Source organism: Pseudoalteromonas sp. SCQQ13, from assembly GCF_015864415.1.
In the GTDB taxonomy this organism is placed as follows: Bacteria; Pseudomonadota; Gammaproteobacteria; order Enterobacterales; family Alteromonadaceae; genus Pseudoalteromonas; species Pseudoalteromonas nigrifaciens.
Genome location: NZ_JADYXG010000011.1, coordinates 46,802 through 64,339, shown reverse-complemented (window position 1 = coordinate 64,339; position 17,538 = coordinate 46,802). Strand labels below are relative to the sequence as shown.

Sequence of the window (17,538 nt, the reverse complement as noted above, 5' to 3'; positions counted from 1 at the left end):
ACCAGTAAGGGCAATAAGTACGGTTACTTTTTAGTACGAGGCTCAGTACGTAAGCCCAAGAGTAAGCTTAAACACATAAACAACAATACAATAGTAAAAGGTAACCCGGCAGATATAGCGCCAGCTTGCAGCGCTTGTATAGCTTCAGTTCCACCTATCCAAAGTAGTGCGGCAGCTACCGCACCTTGGGTTACAGCCCAAAAGATACGTTGTGGTACAGGTGCATCAATTTTGCCACCAGCCGTGATCGAATCAATTACCAATGAACCAGAATCCGATGACGTAATAAAAAACACCAATACTAATATAATCGCTACAAACGATAAAATGTTAGACAAAGGTAATGCATCAAACATTTGGAACATAGCAAGTGGTACTTCAGTAAGGCCGTTAGTACCTAGCTCACCTACATTATTAACCACCTGATCAATAGCAATACCGCCGTATATAGACATCCATAAAATAGTAACAGCAGTAGGCACTAGTAATACCGCAATTAAAAATTCACGTATAGTACGACCACGAGAAACACGCGCAATAAACATACCTACAAACGGTGACCAGGAAATCCACCACGCCCAGTACGATACAGTCCAGCCATGCATCCAGGTTTCATCTTCACGACCATGGGGATTACTTAAAGGAATAATATTTTCTACATAGCCCATTATGGTAGTAGGAACATTACCTATAGCAACAGCAAAGCCAACTAAAAATACAAACACAAGTAAAACCAAGGCAATTAACATATTGGCATTACTAAGTACTTTTACTCCGCCATCAATCCCTCTAACTACCGAAATAATAGCTAAAAGTGAAACCCCAATAATAACTAAAATTTGTGAACCAACACCGCCAGAGGTACCAAATACATGATCTATACCTGCAGAGGCTTGTTGTGCTCCTAGCCCTAGTGAAGTTGCAAGACCAAAGAGTGTTGCAAGCACAGCTAAAATGTCGATAAGGTGGCCAGGCCATCCCCACGCTCTATCACCTAAAATAGGATAAAAAATAGAACGGATAGACAGTGGTAAGCCTTTGTTATAAGTAAAGAACGCAAGTGAAAGTGCGACAACTGCATAAATAGCCCACGGATGTAGACCCCAATGGAACATAGTTGCGCCCATTGCTAGTTTTGCTGCCTCTGGTGTATTAGGAGCTACATTTAAAGGTGTTTCAAACCAGCCAGTATAATAAGCAAGCGGTTCTGCAACACCCCAAAACATTAAGCCAATACCCATACCTGCAGCAAATAACATAGCTAACCATGAAAGGCGAGAGTGAGTAGGTACTGCATCATCTCCCCCTAAACGTATTTTACCGTAAGGCGATACAATAAGTGCTAAACAAAAAATAACGAAAAAGTTAGCAGCCCACATAAATAAGGCGTCAAAGTTATTAATAATATCTGTTTTTATACTATCAAGTGCAGACTTAGCTGTTTGTGGATCGGTAACTAAAATAGCGATCAAAAAGATGACAATCAGACCAGCACTTATGCCGAAAACAGAGTTATGTATATCTAACCCCCATTTTTGTACGTTGTCTTGACCTACGGTATAGTCCGTACTATCAATACTATATTTGTCATGCTCTTCGCTCATGCAATACCTCATTTGTTGTTCTAACCCTGGATGTTACCCAGTGTCGTAATTAATTATATTAGTCTTGTAATTATATTAGTTTAAACACAAATAATTAGAAGACTAACTAATCTGATTTTTGATCATTAACTTTACTAGTGTATGAGTTAAATACTAAATGTAAATGATTTTGTATTTAGACTGCTGATATTATAGTCAAAATGATGATATTTGTTGCTTTTAAGTATAAAAAACAAACACTCTCTAACTTGTTAAATTAGTTTACTATTTACTAATACATATACGAGAACACTTATAAATCAGCGCATATTATCCGAAATCAGAATTATAAAAACACATAGGTAAATAATTACTGTCACGGAGTATGTAAATACTAATAAGCTGCTAATTAAAGGTGCCTAATATAAACGCCCCTTTAATCTAGGAATACTTAGTATATGACTTAACATTAGGTTATATTTTAACAGTAAAGTAGTTAAAGGAGTAAATTGCGACTATGACTAATGATATTAAACATTTAGTTGGAAAAAATGAGCTTATTGAGCATTTTAAATCGGTACGTAAATATAGCCTATCACTCATTAGTGCGTTAAGTGCAGAAGACTGTCAATTACAAGCAATGGCCGACGTAAGCCCAAGTAAATGGCATCTTGCGCATACCAGTTGGTTTTTTGAAACATTTTTACTCTGCATTCATAGCCGTAATTACAAAGTATTTAACCCTGAGTTTAAAATATTATTTAATTCTTACTACAACGGAATTGGTGAGCAATTTAAGCGGGGTAACAGAGGCAGCCTATCGAGGCCGAGTCTTGATGACGTAATAGCATACAGACGATATATTGATGAAGCTGTTATAAGCGTGTTAAATACTGCAATAACCCCAGAAATAGAGCAAATAATTACTCTTGGCCTAAATCACGAGCAACAACACCAAGAGCTAATGTTGATGGATATTAAGTATAACTTTTCTATTAACCCAATATTTCCTGCGTACCAATCACTAAAGCCAACTCAAGTACCAAACCAGCAATCCAGTGCCGCTATAAAGTTTATAAACTTTGACCAAGCAATTATAAATATAGGGAGCAATGCTGAAAACCAATTTGCCTACGATAACGAACAACCTAAGCACTCTGTGCTGGTTCATCCATTTAGCTTTGCTAATAGATTAGTGACTAATGCAGAGTATTTAGGCTTTATTAATAGCTCAGGCTATAGCAACCCGCAACATTGGCTAAGTGACGGCTGGGCACATATACAGGCTAATAATTTAACACAGCCATTGTATTGGCATTATATAAACGGGGAGTGGTTTGAGTTTACCCATTACGGATTATTACCCCTTAACTTAGCCGCGCCGGTTTGTCATGTTAGTTATTATGAGGCCAGCGCTTATGCAAGTTTTGTTAATGCACGCCTGCCCACAGAATTTGAATGGGAATATGCAGCCCAGCAACACGCACCAAGTAATACAGCGCACACGTCACTTTTATTGCCAAATATGGCCGATAGTAGCGCTGCTATTGGGCAGCTTACAGATAGCTGCTGGCAATGGACAAACAGTGCTTATTTACCTTACCCAGGTTTTAAGCCAATTGCAGGCGTGGCAGGAGAGTACAATGGTAAGTTTATGAGCAATCAAATGGTATTACGTGGCGGTTGTGTGTTAACTCCTGCTAATCATTTACGTACAACCTACAGAAACTTTTATTATCCCCATCAAGCCTGGATGTGTAGTGGTATAAGACTCGCTAAGGATAAAACATGAGCCAAATGACAACAATAAAGCAGTGCAGTATAAATACCTCTATAAGCAACTGTGAGTTTTTAACAGATGTAATAAGTGGCTTAACCCAGCAACAAAAATCACTCCCCTGTAAATATTTTTATGACGACAAGGGGGCTGCATTATTTGAGCAAATAACAAGGCTGCAAGAGTATTACGTAACCCGTACTGAGCTGGCTATTTTAGAAAGGTACTCAAAAGAGATTGCACAAATCCTACCTGAAAGCTTATCAATAATAGAACCCGGTTGTGGTTCAGGCAAAAAAATTGCCCACTTATTAGCTCATATGAGCAAAGTAAAAACGTTTGTACCGTTCGAAATATCTACAGAAATGCTTAACTATTCATTAGCGCATTTATCGCCATTATTCCCTGAACTGGTTATTGATCCGTTATTAGGCGACTTTACCGATAGCGCAATGGTTAAACAGCTTATTAAAGAAACCGCCCTCGATAGCCAAACTAATTTAGTGTATTTCCCGGGCTCCACCTTAGGTAATTTTAACACGCTTAAAGCCATTGAAATAATGAGAAACTTTCAGCATTTATGTGGTGTAGATGGCTATGTTTTAATCGGGATTGACTTGGTAAAACAGCGCCAAGTACTGTTAGATGCATACGACGATAAACTCGGTGTAACCGCTGCATTTAATAAAAACTTATTACAACGAATCAATGACGAACTAAATGGATCATTTAACTTAGCCAATTTTAACCATGAATCACGTTATAACGAGCAGCATAACCGCATAGAAATGCACTTAGTGAGCCTTTGCGAGCAAACAGTGATAATTAATAACCAACAAATTAATTTTAAACAAGGTGAAAGTATTCATACCGAAAATTCTCATAAGTACACCCTAGAATCGTTTAAACAGCTTGCGGCACAAGCTAATTTAAGTTTAGAGCAAACATGGCAAGACGATAATAATTACTTTGCCTTATGCCTATTAAGGCCGCTATAAATTATTAGTAAATAACAACTTGGCCGTTGTTAAGTTCATAGTTTAACAACGCGCCATTAGGCGATTGCTGTATAAGCGTAACTTTATTTAAACCGTATAGTCTAAATAATAAGGGTGCAATAACCGATACTGCTGAACCCGTTGCGGTATCTTCGTTTACACCAAACTGCGGGGCAAAGTATCTAAAATGTGCAATGGCATTTTGTGCTTGAGTATTTTGTACTGTTAGCGCAATAACCGCATTTTTATGCAGGTGACTTAGGGCTTTAAAATCAACTTGTAAGCGTGTTAAATCGTCTTGTGCATTGAGCAATAACAAGGTGTAACCGTTTTTATTGGCACTGCTGTACGCGGCTTTTATTGATAATGAAAATACTTGCTGTAATTTACAGTAGCAGGGGGATTTTATCGACTCAATACTTGCTAATACCAGCTGAGCTTGTTGCCTGTTAATTTTTATTTTAAAACGCTCATTACAGCTTGTAATAAATACCTGTGGGCAATAAGAAAAATAATGAAGTAAAAAGTTAGCTGCAGCCAAAGTGCCATGCCCACAGCGCTTAATTTCATTTGTTTGGTTAAACCAGCGAATTTTACAATAAGGTTGAGTTATCTCATTTTGATTTAAAAATACAGTCGCAGGATGATTCGATTTTGACGCAATATATTGCATCAATTTAGAGGTTAAGCCCTTTTTATAAATAACAATTAAAGCACTTGAACCGGCTAAGTTAGCTGTGTGGTTATAAAAAACAGCTTGAGACGATGTGAGTGTTATAAAGCGCCACACAAGCCATGCAGGCTTGTGTGGCGCTAAGCAAATTCGCTTAGCTTTTGCTAGCATACGCATCGTTATGAATAAGCGCGGCACGTCCAGAAGGGTCAGCATTATTTTGAAACGACGCATCCCATGCCAGCGCTTCGGGCGTAGAGCACGCTACCGATTTGCCATAAGGCACACATTTAGCGGCGGCATCACCAGGAAAGTGAGATTCAAAAATAGCGCGGTAATAATATGCTTCTTTAGAATCGGGGGTATTTATAGGGTATTTAAACTTTGCATTGGCAAGCTCTTGATCGCTCACTTGCTCGTTTACAAACACTTTTAAGGTATCAATCCAGTTATAACCTACACCGTCTGAAAACTGCTCCTTTTGACGCCATAATACTTCCTCTGGTAAATAATCTGCAAAGCCTTCGCGTAAAATATGCTTTTCTATTTTTCCCTCTGTACACATTTTAGCTTGTGGGTTAATACGCATTGCCACATCCACAAACTCTTTATCTAAAAATGGTACGCGTGCTTCAACTCCCCATGCTGCCATCGATTTATTGGCACGTAGGCAATCAAACATATGCAGTTTAGATACTTTACGGTTAAGCTCTTCATGAAACTCTTGTGCATTCGGCGCTTTATGAAAATACAAATAGCCACCAAACAGTTCATCTGCCCCTTCGCCCGATAGCACCATTTTAATACCCATGGCTTTAATTTGTCGGGCCATTAAATACATAGGAGTAGAGGCACGAATAGTGGTTACATCGTATGTTTCTATGTGATAAATCACTTCGCGCAGGGCATCTATACCTTGCTCAATAGTAAATATAATAGGGTGATGAATAGTGCCTATCATATCGGCTACTTTTTTAGCCGCGGCTAAATCAGGTGAGCCCTCAAGGCCAACAGAAAAAGAATGCAATTTAGGCCACCATGCATCGCTTTCGTCGTTATCTTCAATTCGTTTTGCCGCAAAACGCTGGGTTATAGCCGATATAAGCGACGAATCTAAGCCACCAGAGAGTAATACGCCATAAGGCACGTCGCACATAAGCTGGCGTTTAACGGCAGCCTCTAGTGCGCTTTTAACATCTTCGGCCTTTGCGCTGTTATTTTTAACGGCGTCAAAGCTTTGCCAATCGCGTTTGTAATACGCTTTAAGCTCGCCATCTTTACTGCTTAGGTAATGCCCAGGCGGAAATTCTTCAATGTGCTTACAAATTGGTGAAAGGGCTTTTAGCTCTGAAGCTACGTAAAAGTTACCGTGTTCATCGTGACCGGTGTAAAGCGGAATAATACCAATATGATCGCGGCCAATAAGGTAACTGTCATTTTCTTCATCGTATAAACAAAATGCAAAAATGCCATTTAAATCATCTAAAAAGTCGGCACCTTTTTGTTTGTAAAGCGCTAAAATAACTTCGCAGTCAGATTCTGTTTGAAAGGTAAAATCGGTGGTTAAATTTGCCGCTAATTCTTTATGATTATAAATTTCACCGTTTACCGCTAAAATATGTGTTTTTTCTGGATTATATAAAGGCTGTGCACCGCTAGAAACCCCTACAATAGCTAGGCGTTCATGTACTAAAATTGCTTTTTTCGATGCATAAACACCCGACCAATCAGGGCCGCGGTGCCTTAATAACTTCGACATTTCGATGGCTTGCGTACGCAACTGTACGGGATCAGATTTTATATCTAACACCCCAAAAATTGAACACATAGACTACCCCTCATTCTTGTTTTTATGTGTATTGCAGAGCAAAAAAACTCTGCGACTCACCTTTGTTTTAGCAGAATTAATAACGTAAGTCACACCGCATTTACAAAATAATAAGAATAATTTATGCACCAACATAGCTCGTATTGCACCAAAATGATTAATGTGTGGTGCCGGCTGCTATTTTTACATCGCGCTCATTGCTCAAAGCTTCAGCTATCATTACTTTTAGCGCATTTATTACCACTTCTTCACTCATGCTTGGTGCGCCATTATGGTGCACTGCTTGGCTTGGTAAATAAGGAATATGAATAAAGCCGCCTTTCATTTTTGTATAGTTTTCGTTTATATAATGCAGCAAACCATACATCACATGGTTACACACATAAGTACCGGCAGTATTAGAAATGGCCGCAGGAATATCACTTTCATGTAAGGCGCTTAGCATACGTTTTATTGGTAAATTGCTAAAATAAGCATCGGGGCCATTTTTTGCAATTGGGGTATCAATAGGTTGCTTACCGGCATTATCTTTAATGCGAGCGTCATCTATATTAATCGCAATACGCTCTATAGATATTTCGCTACGTCCACCAGCTTGGCCAACACATAAAACTATCGCCGGGTTATGGGCCTCTATCGCTTGGTGTAATTGCGCAATAGAGGTATTAAACTCACACGATAACTCAATAGCACATACTCTATGTTTCATTATTATATGGTCGTCGAGCTTTTGCACTGCTTGCCAAGAGGGGTTAATGGTTTCGCCATCAAAAGGAGTAAAACCGGTAATTAATACGCACGCCATAGGGTAAGTTGATTTAGTCATTGAACACCACGCTATACATTAAAACAATATTAACGGCGAGTAAGGTTACTGCCGTAGGAGTTTGTACTTTTATTACACTATGCTTCTATTTATATTTAAATCGAGCATAACCGTCCTATTTTTTATTATTGCTATTATTGAGTGCCAAACTGAGCTGATGTAAATGAGCATTTTGTTTATGTTGGGCTCTGTGTGCTTGCTCTAGGGTTACATATTCAAATTCTATATTATCGGCTGCTCTAAACTGTGCAAATTGATGTAAGTCAGCACTGATCACTGTACCTAGTAGCGGATAGCCGCCGGTAGTTTGGCCATCATTAAGTAATACTATGGGCTCTCCGTTGGGGGGCAATTGTATGCTCCCTGGGTTTACAGCCACAGAAGGTAATGAATGTGTGTGCATCAGATTATCTGTATTATTTACTAACCTTACGCCCATTCTATTACTGTTAGGGCTGGCTTTAAATTTACCCGAAGTAAAGCTATGCAAAAGTGTTTTACCTAATAACTTTGCGTGTGGGCTAGGGTGCAAGCGGATAATTTTACGTTGCGGTGGAGCAATAGCCCCCATTTTTATAAAAGGGCCATTAAAAGGCTTAATTGGAATGCAGTCACCACTGCTGAGTGCTTTGCCATTGAGCCCACCAAAGCATGCATTTAAATCAGTTGCTCGAGAGCCCATTATTAGTGGGCACTGCACGCCGTCTTTTACTGCAATATATGCTCTTAACCCCGCTCGTCCTGTGGCAAAGCTTAATACTTGTTTATTTTTAATAGCGTATGTCCAACCTGGGTAAATAGGTTGTTCATCAAGCTTTGCCTGTAAATCAGCGCCTTGGATGGCAATGACAGTATCGCAGTTAAATTCAAGCTCACATAAGCCCACAGTTACTTCAAGCACCGCATCGTTGTCGTTATTACCAAGGAGTCGATTAGCTATTAATTGTGCACAGGGGTCTAAGCTGCCAGCTTTACTTACTCCTAAATGACGATAGCCAATTCGGCCAAAATCTTGAATAGTGAGTTGTACGCCTGGTTTTAGTACTTTTATCATGCGCCTGCTCCTTGGTTTTTTAGCGCTACAAACTCAAGGGTATCGCCTGGTTGCATTAAGCAAGGTTGCGAATGAGAGCTATTAAATAATGTGGTATTGGTATGGCCAATAATATGCCAGCCACCGGGAGTGTCGCTAGGGTAAATACCGGTTTGGGCAGCGCCAATAGCCACCGCACCTTTAGGTACTTTAATGCGAGGCTCAGCGCGCCTTGGGGTATGTAGGCGTGTATCTAAACCATGTAAATAGGCAAATCCGGGCTGAAAGCCTAAAAACAAAACGTGATACTGAGCTTTGCTATGTATACTAATTACCTCATCAATACTTAAATTATGAAAGCGGGCTACATAAGCAAGATCTTCACCCTCGTATAGGGTCTCTATTAAATGGTGTTTACCAGTAAAAGTACTGCTTTTAAGCTCATCCCATAATAATGGTAATGCCTCTAGCCATTTAGTTAACCCCGCAGATGACTTTAAATACAAGGTGAGGGAGTTCATCCCCGCAACTAAGTCGGTAAACTCTGCGGTGTTTTTACAGTGCGCAGCTAAAGCCCAAATTTTTTTTTGTATAGTTAATACATTGTTTGCGTCTAAATGTGCTGCATCTATTAATAAACTATTGTTACTAAGTGCATAAATTATAGGAGCCGAACTCATAAAACAAACCTGTTAATACAACATGTTTCAAAGCTAACATAGTTCTATTGATTTATTTACACCATTGCGACCAGCAAAATGGATTAAGAGATAAAATATAAACCTTATAGGCTGCTCACTCGTATTTAATTACTTACCAAGTTGAAATAATAATTCAACAGGTAAGGTCTTTATTAAAGCCTGTTACTATTTTTTGTTCAAAATACATTCGCAACAGTAACCGGCCTTAGCATTTATTTAAGAGGTAGTTTATGTCGTATCAGGGTTTAATTTATTTATCTAGCGTTGCTATTTTATTTAGCGCAAGCAGTGTTGCTTTATCAATGGAAAAAGTAGTGCAAAGTAATGTTCAAGCGACTATGCACGTAGAAACACTAGTACTTGGCTCAGGTTGCTTTTGGGGCGCTGAAAAACGCTACGAAGCACTTAATGGTGTTATTGATGCTGAGTCAGGTTATGCCGATGGAAACGGCTTTAAATCCACTTACAGCAATATAACCAGTCAATCACGTCGCTTTGACGAGGACAATTACGCCGAAGTTGTGCAAGTTACCTATAACAGCAATATTATTAGCGCAAAGGAGCTACTCGAAAACTACTTTGAAAGCCACGACTCAACACAAAAAAATCGCCAAGGTAACGATGTAGGCACTCAGTATCGCTCAATTATTTTAACTACCACCACTGAGCAAGCGAAAGTAGCAAAGCAAGTTAAATCGCAATATCAACAACTGCTTACGCAAGCAGAGTACGGCACTATAGCCACTATTATTAAGCCACTTGACACTTTTTATGCAGCTGAAGAATATCATCAAAATTATTTAGAAAAAAATCCAAATGGCTATTGTCCCGATCACTCAACTGGCGTGGTGTTTAACAAAAAACCGCCCGAACAAGTAGATAACTCCGCTTTATTAATGGGTAAACAAATCGTGGTATTAGACTCACGCGAATACTGTCCATACTGTGAAAAATTTAAAAGCGCTGTAGCTAACGACTACAAAGGCAGTATTGCTATGAGCTTTCGCCACGCCGATCAACTCCAAGGTTTAACCATTAAGTCGGCAACCTGGGCAACCCCCACTATTTTATTTTTAGAAAATGGCACTGAAGTATACGGACGTCAAGGCTATGCAAGCCCAGAGGCGTTTTACAAAGCCCTTGGCGCATTTAAACTAGGCGATAGTGAAGCCTATAAAGTTGCATTTAATTCAAAAACCGATCGCGCTTATTGCAAAGAATACAAAATTTTTAAAAATACACCCGATGGCACCTTTGTCGATAAGCTCAGTGGCGAGCCGCTATTTGATACCCGCGATAGGTTTAACTCTGGAACTGGGTGGTTATCGTTTACGCATCCAATAAAAAGTAGCGTTACTGAACATGACGACAGTAGCTGGGGAATGACTCGCATTGAGCTGCGCTCTAAAAGTACTGGCATACACTTAGGGCATTTATTCCCCGGGGAAGGCCCACGCGGTACAGACCGTTATTGTATCAATGCTACGGTTCTTGAATTTATACCAAGGGATTAAAAATAGGTGAGATATACAAAAGCCCAGTAAACTTAACTTTTACTGGGCTTTTTAATTAAGGCTTTAGCTAAAAAGCAGTATTAAAGCCTAATTTATTTTTAGTAAATATTATGTGGATTGCCTAAAAATAAAAACAGTTCAAGCCAAGTCACCACCTAACTTGAACCGTTTTTTACACTGACAACATCTTACACACACAATATAAGATTCTTTTACCAGCTTAATTATCAAACCTTAAATTAAGCTGCGATACTTTCGATAGGTGAACTTTAGATTTATTGAGCATTAATCACAAACGATAAAAATACACCCAATGAGTGAAATAAATTAATCTATAGGTTTGGTTTGTGTATTTTTAAAAGTAGCTATAACCCACTTAGCAAATAAATCAAGCGGATGATTTACATTACTTGGCTCGTGTTGCACTAAATAGTACTTGTCTTTAGTGGTTAGCGGGCGCTCGAATAGCTTATATAACCAGAGTTCGTCTAGCCAGCTTTGGCTTATAGGCAGAGGAATAAGCGCAATACCCATACCTTGCTGCGCTGCTCGTGCTACACCAAACATGCTGTCAATTTGTATAATTTGGGTTGGTGAAAAGTCAACTATTCCAGCTTTCTCGGCCCACTGATGCCATGCCCAAGGGCGTGCTTTGTGTAATATAAGCGGCACTTGATTAAGGGCTTTACAATGATCATCCTTCCATTGTGCTAACAAATTTTTATTGCAAGCAGGTATATACTCTAAGTTAAACAGCTCTGTTACAACACCTTCGGTTGGCTTATTCGAGGACAGCACTATTGATAAGTCACTATGTCGGGTTAGCTCTTTACGGGTTTTAAGCGTATCCATTTGTAAATTAATATTAGGGTGCGCCGACGTCCATTCGCGCAATCTAGGCATTAGCAACTCGCTTGCAAAAAACTCAGGCAAGGTAATCGTTAAATTTGTATTTTGCTGCATTTGGCTAAATTCATTAATTGTGCTCTCAAGCGTACTAACTATTGGCGATATAGCTTCAAAAAAGTCCTTTCCAGCTGTAGTTAAACTAATCGAGCGGGTTTTACGCACAAAAAGCTCAATGCCAAGTTGTTCTTCTAGTTGTTTAATTTGATGGCTTACAGCCGAAGGCGTTAAATACAGCTCATTTGCTGCATGCTTAAAGCTTAAACTTCGTGCCGCGAAGCAAAATGAACGAAGACCACGTATAGGAGTTTGCATGTTTTCCAATATAAAGTTGTTTGAGTCGCCTATATAAGGCAATAACTGAACCAATTATTAAAATCAATAATATCAGAAGGTTGAAACTTTTACTGCATTAAGTTCACAATAATGGTGCAACAAGGTAACAAGGTGGTGCAGGGCAGTTACAAGTTAGCGTAAAATTTCAGCTTCTTAAAATAATAATAAAACTTAGAAAAATAGGCAAAAAAAATCCCTCGTTAGAGGCGTATTTTGATTAATTCAAGCTTGAAGTGTTGTTTTTACGTTAATTGTGTGCCATAAGCTTACTTCATTGTGTACAAATTGGAAGCTAAAGTGCTTACCTAGCTAAAATTTTAAAAGGATTTATTTATGTTTTGTAGCAAGTGTAATTCTGATAACTCAGAAGAAAATAAATTTTGTATTGAATGTGGTAACCCCCTAAATAAAAATATCCAAACAACCAGTAGGGAAGATAATGTTGAAACCAATATTGTAACCTCAGCTAGTCAGCATAAAATCACCACAGTACAGTGGATATTCATATCTGTTTTTGTTTTATTTGTAATAGGTTCATGTTCTGACAAATCGGATTCACCATCGGCTACAAACTCAAATCCTAGCCTTTCAAGAACTGATAAGCAGGAGATTTGTAAATCATACATTTCTCAACTTTTCGGTAGACCTGCAAGCATAATGAAAGCATCATTTATAAAAGAAGATTCAGGCTTTTTTAGTAAAATTTCTTATGTTAGGAGTAGCGACAATACGACTTGGAATAATGTTTGCCACATTGATGGCGACACTATTCTTTGGGCTTCAATTGGAGGAGATGGTATTGTAGGCCGCTGGCGGTTTGAAGATGAACGTAAAATAATAAATGGAAAAGTAACTTATTAAGTTAATGTAGTTGATCTATTACATGCACTCGTAAATGGGTTTATGTTCTTTATAATCAGCTAATAATTGTGGACAATTGTCCACAATTTCCTTACTAGGCCGACCCACCCGATCACCTAGCCCTTTACTAATAGCCTCTGCCAGAAGTAGCTTTTCCACATCCAAAAATGGAGGGTATCATCTATATAGTTTTGCTCGATTATGAGCGTATTAGCTGAAGGGTTATTTCACTACAACTCAGGGGGGTAGATGCTCTGTAAAGCCCGTGGTTACTGGGTTGTATGGAGTATATTATCTAGATGATTACCACTACCCTTTATCCTTCTTCCTTCTTCTAAACTTTCTACTCAAATGTTACATTGGTCAAGTGTATGGACGGCTGTAATTATACAATGTTATATAGTCTTGTACCTATAATGGTACACGGTAATTGCTCACAAGCTTAATAACACTCTATAGCCTTGTACCTATAACTATACATGTATTGTTACCCTCCTATAATGACGTACAAGCCCACATTAGACTATAACCACATAGTTCATACATAAATAGCTATAGCACCGTGTACCCCAATTACAGTAACGACAATTACCACTCTACTACCAAACCATAAAACACATTAATAGACACTAGAGAATAACAAGTAAGCTAGCATAGTTACCCATCATTTATGCATAAACAGCTAGTAATTTGCATAATATGCAGGATGCTGGTATAATAGATATATAGAGAGGAGAGAGAGCAGCCAACCAGCCTTACCCCTTCGACACACCTCTATAACGATTCAATCAATAATACACGCCATTATTCACTACCCGCATTAATCCGCAGGTCGGTGATTTGTGCGTTTCTAATTAAAAACCACGAGGAATAACAATATGAACGATTTACGACTACCAATTCAAACTTTGTACTTTATCGAGCAATTTCAAAAGGGCGCAATTTCACTAAACCGCCTCTATCGAAAACGTGTGGAATATGTACAGCGTAAACAGTGGGATGATTACCTTAATCTTGGTTTAGCACTGACATACATTACTAGTTTAGAAAAATATCAGGAAAAAACGGGTGAGACGGTCGCGTAATAATTGAGGATAAATAATGAATAAACGTAAACCACGCATTAACTTTGAAAATTACGACAGTTACAGCAAACAAATACAGCTTGAACTTGATTTAGAGGTGATTGATTTATATTTCAGATTCAAGCAAAAGAGGTACACGAAAAAGGATCAGCAACGTTTTAAAGCGATATGTGTTGACCAATATTACAACCCCGAATTTTACTATGAAACCATACTAGATGAGACAGCTTTACGGCTCGGACAGGTAAGGCGCAACATTCTATCGCGTCTATGAAAACGTTGGTGTACAAGCCCTACAGGACTTTTACCCCCACAAGTTACACATGAGGAAAATTAAAATGAAGTACACACCAAACAGTCAAATGCTTGATGTAATTATGCCGCTATGTCGTGAACATAGTACAACCCCACAAAAACTTATTGAGTTTATTATTTTAAAATTTGCGTCATTGGAGGACAGCGAACGTGCCACATTATTTAGAGAACTACCACAATGATTTTGCAGATCAATTTGATGCCCATTTAAGCCGTTTCTATATCAAAGCACTGAAGGTAAAAGCATTAGATAAACCAGTTAAAACATTAAACGAATTATTAAAACCTCACTACAAACATCCAACACACGACCACACTAACGAAGTTCGCGTACTCCTAACCGCAGCCGCCCAAGCTAAAAAAGAAGGTAACATTGGCGTTAAGTTACCATTGGGGAATGATCTTTTTTATAACAGTGATGCATCTAGAGGGCAGAAACTAAATAATGACCGTTTTAAATGCGTATGTTTAGCAGCTGAGAAACTGCAACTATTAGATTTATACATAGGTACTCAAGCAAACCTAGATGGTGAGCGTAGACTCTCACGAATTGTGTTTACTAATGAACTTATGAACATGATTGAAGTTGATAAAGTGAAGAATTATTTCCCTGATATCCCAAAAGAGTTTAAGCCTGTAATATGCAAAGATCTCGATAGTAAACAAGAGATTAAACTTCCTAAGGGCTATGGTGTGGATAGCTTACAGCAAACACGTATCAATGCATGGAATGAGGTTTTAAAAGACACTACAGTCACTATAAATGGTGTAGTAACTCAATCACCGATGTACCAGAAACACTTAGTTAAATGTGCAAATACTAAAGAGGTTTTCACAGTACGTAACTATGTATTTGGTGGCGGCATTCAGACACAGAGTAACAAGAACAATGAACGTTCTACTATTACATTGAATGCTGAGTGTTGCACGGGTTTAGACGTTAAATCTATACATCCTAATTTATTGTATACGAAAGTGGGTATAACAGTTGCTGAGGATTTTGACGCTTACACAGTTAATCACGACCACCTGCAGTATAAAACAGAGATGCGAGATCTTATGAAGGTGGTTTTTATGTGTATTTTGTTTAGTGGTAGTAAAAGCGGGGCAACTAATGCAATCAAGAACAAATTACAATCTGATCTCAGGTCTGAAAAACGTAAATATAGTTGGTTACTAAATGATGAAAACGAGGTATCTACAACAGCTAAACATTTGCATGATTCATTAGCTAATCATAACAAACCAATTCAGCAATTCTTCTACTCTAAAAAGTTGTGGCTAGAGCTGCAAAGTAAAGACGCTGAGATCTTCGACAATGTTATAGCGGATTTAGTAGAGGAGCGTGAACCTGTGCTGAGTTGGCATGATGGGGTGGTATTTCCTACGAGATTAAAGCAGAAAGTGAGTGAACTAATATTCAAACATTGGGATGCTGTGCTTGGTAATACAGCTAATTTAGTAATTAAAGAAGAGTTTTGCAATACAGCTGATGTTGTGCAAATCAAAAGGGTTTTCAAACCTTCCTTTTCTACACGCAATAAACTGGTGGCTAACGATCCCGTGACTATAGCGCATTGTGTCAAGCAAATCGGGGCATGTCAAGCAATTTCACAGCAAAATCAGAGGGTGTCAGCATCATGAGCAAACTGTTTTGGACAGCATTCGTAATTGTGAATGAGCTACTGATAATTTCGATAGTAGATGCCCAAAATTATCATATTTGGCTGGTTCTTTAATCAACATAACAACAATAATAAAAACAGGAATAACAAAATGAAATTACAAACATATAATAATAACAATACTACAGCATTAACTATGACTAGTTTGGAAATCGCCGAGCTTACAGGTAAAACTCATGCACATGTTTTACGTGACATTGAAAAGATACTTAATGAATTAAATATAGCTCTAGCCAACTTTGGTTCAACCTATACAGATTCATGGAATCGCCAACAGAAATGCTATTCACTAGATAAACAGTTAACCATGACTTTACTTGCTGGTTACTCAATCACATTACGTTCTAAAGTTGTTGAGCGTTGGTTACAGTTAGAACAGCAGTTATTACCGACAAACCCACTTGATATGATTATTATGCAAGCGCAAGTGATGAAGCAACAACAGGAACAGCTTAACCAGATCACTGACAACGTTATCAGCATCAATGAAAAGATGGAAAGTTTGGAGACTAAAACGGGTACTGTGTGGGCTAGTATGCCGACGAATTGCGTCAGTAAAAGTACCTTAGTAGCAGCAGTTAATAAACGTTACGGATTACCAACTTGGGTGATTGAACAGGTGTTGAGTGATAAAGTTTTACCCGCTGGCATGGTGGTCAATGCACATGATAGCGCGGGTGGTATGAAGTATTTTGTATATTACAAAAAAGACATTACTAACACCTTTAAACAGTTTGTTGCCGAGTGTACAAAGGATGCCAAGGCCAAAACGAAATATAATCATCCGACTATCGAGAAGAAATTCAAACTAGTAGCATAACAACGTAAATCCCCACATTTAACACCATGCACAATAAAAACGACCCATGATAAGCCCGTCTGAGACACTTTACAAACCCTCTTAATGCAATTGTATAGATAATTACAATAATGCTGTGGCGGCTGTTACAGGGGCTTTTTACGGGTTGTGACAACTAAAACAATAAAATAGTGTAATAAACCTTAAAATAAACCAATAAAATACTTGCATTCTGTACTGGTGTATGGTGGGGGTTGACCATTGTCTCGTTTTTTGGTATAATATACTATAGAGAGAGAGAAACGCATTTACAACAAATACCCCTCAAATTTCTTATAAATACACCACCAAACACCATACAATCAATAGGACAATTATGAACATATTCGATTACCTCGAAAGCGTTGGCGTGCGCGTGATGAACCCGCTAGTGCTATACAACTTACAACGTTTAGACACTAATGCAGTAAAAATCACATCGCTTATGAAGGCGCGCCAACGTGCAGAATCAACTGAGAATAAAAATACACTAGATTTAACAATTGCAATATTCCAACGCTATCAACGTGCAATCAGTTAACAACTAAAACAACAACAACTAAAACAACAACAACAGGA

Annotated in this window: 18 protein-coding genes; 10 read left to right on the top strand and 8 right to left on the bottom strand. The window is 38.4% G+C overall.

The window, feature by feature from the left end:
• Positions 1-23: 23 nt before the first annotated feature.
• Entirely contained in the window at positions 24-1,604 is a 1,581-nt protein-coding gene (locus tag I6F41_RS10580) for a BCCT family transporter (RefSeq protein WP_011328116.1), read from the bottom strand.
• Positions 1,605-2,100: 496 nt separating this feature from the next.
• On the opposite strand from I6F41_RS10580, the gene egtB reads away from it, so the two are divergent.
• On the top strand, positions 2,101-3,375 hold the full coding sequence (gene egtB, locus I6F41_RS10575; RefSeq protein WP_197108369.1) for an ergothioneine biosynthesis protein EgtB: 1,275 nt from the start codon (positions 2,101-2,103) through the stop codon (positions 3,373-3,375).
• A complete protein-coding gene (gene egtD, locus I6F41_RS10570; protein ID WP_197108367.1) occupies positions 3,372-4,358 on the top strand; it encodes an L-histidine N(alpha)-methyltransferase in 987 nt (328 codons plus the stop codon). Before egtB ends, egtD begins: the two co-directional genes overlap by 4 nt.
• Positions 4,359-4,362: 4 nt before the next feature.
• Here the strand turns inward: egtD and I6F41_RS10565 are convergent, their stop codons facing one another.
• The 6 genes from I6F41_RS10565 to pxpB form a co-directional block, all read right to left on the bottom strand.
• Positions 4,363-5,202: a PhzF family phenazine biosynthesis isomerase gene (locus I6F41_RS10565; RefSeq protein ID WP_197108365.1), complete on the bottom strand. Its 840-nt coding sequence runs from the start codon at positions 5,200-5,202 to the stop codon at positions 4,363-4,365.
• Entirely contained in the window at positions 5,186-6,859 is a 1,674-nt protein-coding gene (gene asnB, locus I6F41_RS10560) for an asparagine synthase B (RefSeq protein WP_086996100.1), read from the bottom strand. Before asnB ends, I6F41_RS10565 begins: the two co-directional genes overlap by 17 nt.
• A gap of 157 nt (positions 6,860-7,016) precedes the next feature.
• Positions 7,017-7,685 carry a pyroglutamyl-peptidase I gene (gene pcp, locus I6F41_RS10555; protein WP_011328121.1) on the bottom strand — a complete coding sequence of 223 codons (669 nt, stop codon included), beginning with the start codon at positions 7,683-7,685 and terminating at the stop codon, positions 7,017-7,019.
• Entirely contained in the window at positions 7,678-7,758 is an 81-nt protein-coding gene (locus I6F41_RS18115) for a hypothetical protein (protein ID WP_303394021.1), read from the bottom strand. Before I6F41_RS18115 ends, pcp begins: the two co-directional genes overlap by 8 nt.
• Before the next feature lie 42 nt (positions 7,759-7,800).
• Positions 7,801-8,739 (bottom strand): biotin-dependent carboxyltransferase family protein, encoded by a 939-nt coding sequence (locus tag I6F41_RS10550; RefSeq protein ID WP_182683315.1) that lies wholly within the window; start codon positions 8,737-8,739, stop codon positions 7,801-7,803.
• Positions 8,736-9,398: a 5-oxoprolinase subunit PxpB gene (gene pxpB / locus I6F41_RS10545; protein WP_011328123.1), complete on the bottom strand. Its 663-nt coding sequence runs from the start codon at positions 9,396-9,398 to the stop codon at positions 8,736-8,738. The genes I6F41_RS10550 and pxpB overlap by 4 nt, the downstream gene beginning before the upstream one ends.
• A 251-nt stretch (positions 9,399-9,649) precedes the next feature.
• On the opposite strand from pxpB, the gene msrA reads away from it, so the two are divergent.
• Positions 9,650-10,933 (top strand): peptide-methionine (S)-S-oxide reductase MsrA, encoded by a 1,284-nt coding sequence (gene msrA, locus I6F41_RS10540; RefSeq protein ID WP_197108364.1) that lies wholly within the window; start codon positions 9,650-9,652, stop codon positions 10,931-10,933.
• Positions 10,934-11,260: 327 nt separating this feature from the next.
• Here the strand turns inward: msrA and I6F41_RS10535 are convergent, their stop codons facing one another.
• Positions 11,261-12,154 carry a LysR substrate-binding domain-containing protein gene (locus I6F41_RS10535; protein WP_011328125.1) on the bottom strand — a complete coding sequence of 298 codons (894 nt, stop codon included), beginning with the start codon at positions 12,152-12,154 and terminating at the stop codon, positions 11,261-11,263.
• Between the two features lie 354 nt (positions 12,155-12,508).
• On the opposite strand from I6F41_RS10535, the gene I6F41_RS10530 reads away from it, so the two are divergent.
• The 7 genes from I6F41_RS10530 to I6F41_RS10500 all read left to right on the top strand — a co-directional run bounded on the left by I6F41_RS10530 (position 12,509) and on the right by I6F41_RS10500 (position 17,500).
• Entirely contained in the window at positions 12,509-13,036 is a 528-nt protein-coding gene (locus I6F41_RS10530; protein WP_197108363.1) for a zinc-ribbon domain-containing protein, read from the top strand.
• An 878-nt stretch (positions 13,037-13,914) separates the two neighbouring features.
• The gene (locus I6F41_RS10525) at positions 13,915-14,121 is read left to right on the top strand and encodes a hypothetical protein (RefSeq protein WP_197108362.1); all 207 of its coding nucleotides are present in this window, start codon (positions 13,915-13,917) and stop codon (positions 14,119-14,121) included.
• A gap of 16 nt (positions 14,122-14,137) precedes the next feature.
• Positions 14,138-14,395 (top strand): hypothetical protein, encoded by a 258-nt coding sequence (locus I6F41_RS10520; protein ID WP_197108361.1) that lies wholly within the window; start codon positions 14,138-14,140, stop codon positions 14,393-14,395.
• Between the two features lie 64 nt (positions 14,396-14,459).
• On the top strand, positions 14,460-14,618 hold the full coding sequence (locus I6F41_RS10515) for a hypothetical protein (protein WP_197108360.1): 159 nt from the start codon (positions 14,460-14,462) through the stop codon (positions 14,616-14,618).
• Positions 14,587-16,080: a hypothetical protein gene (locus I6F41_RS10510; protein WP_197108359.1), complete on the top strand. Its 1,494-nt coding sequence runs from the start codon at positions 14,587-14,589 to the stop codon at positions 16,078-16,080. The genes I6F41_RS10515 and I6F41_RS10510 overlap by 32 nt, the downstream gene beginning before the upstream one ends.
• Positions 16,081-16,212: 132 nt before the next feature.
• Complete coding sequence (locus I6F41_RS10505) at positions 16,213-16,941, top strand: Rha family transcriptional regulator (RefSeq protein ID WP_197108358.1); 729 nt, start codon at positions 16,213-16,215, stop codon at positions 16,939-16,941.
• Between the two features lie 355 nt (positions 16,942-17,296).
• Positions 17,297-17,500, top strand: coding sequence for a hypothetical protein (locus I6F41_RS10500; protein ID WP_197108356.1), 204 nt, complete (start codon positions 17,297-17,299; stop codon positions 17,498-17,500).
• Positions 17,501-17,538 lie beyond the last annotated feature (38 nt).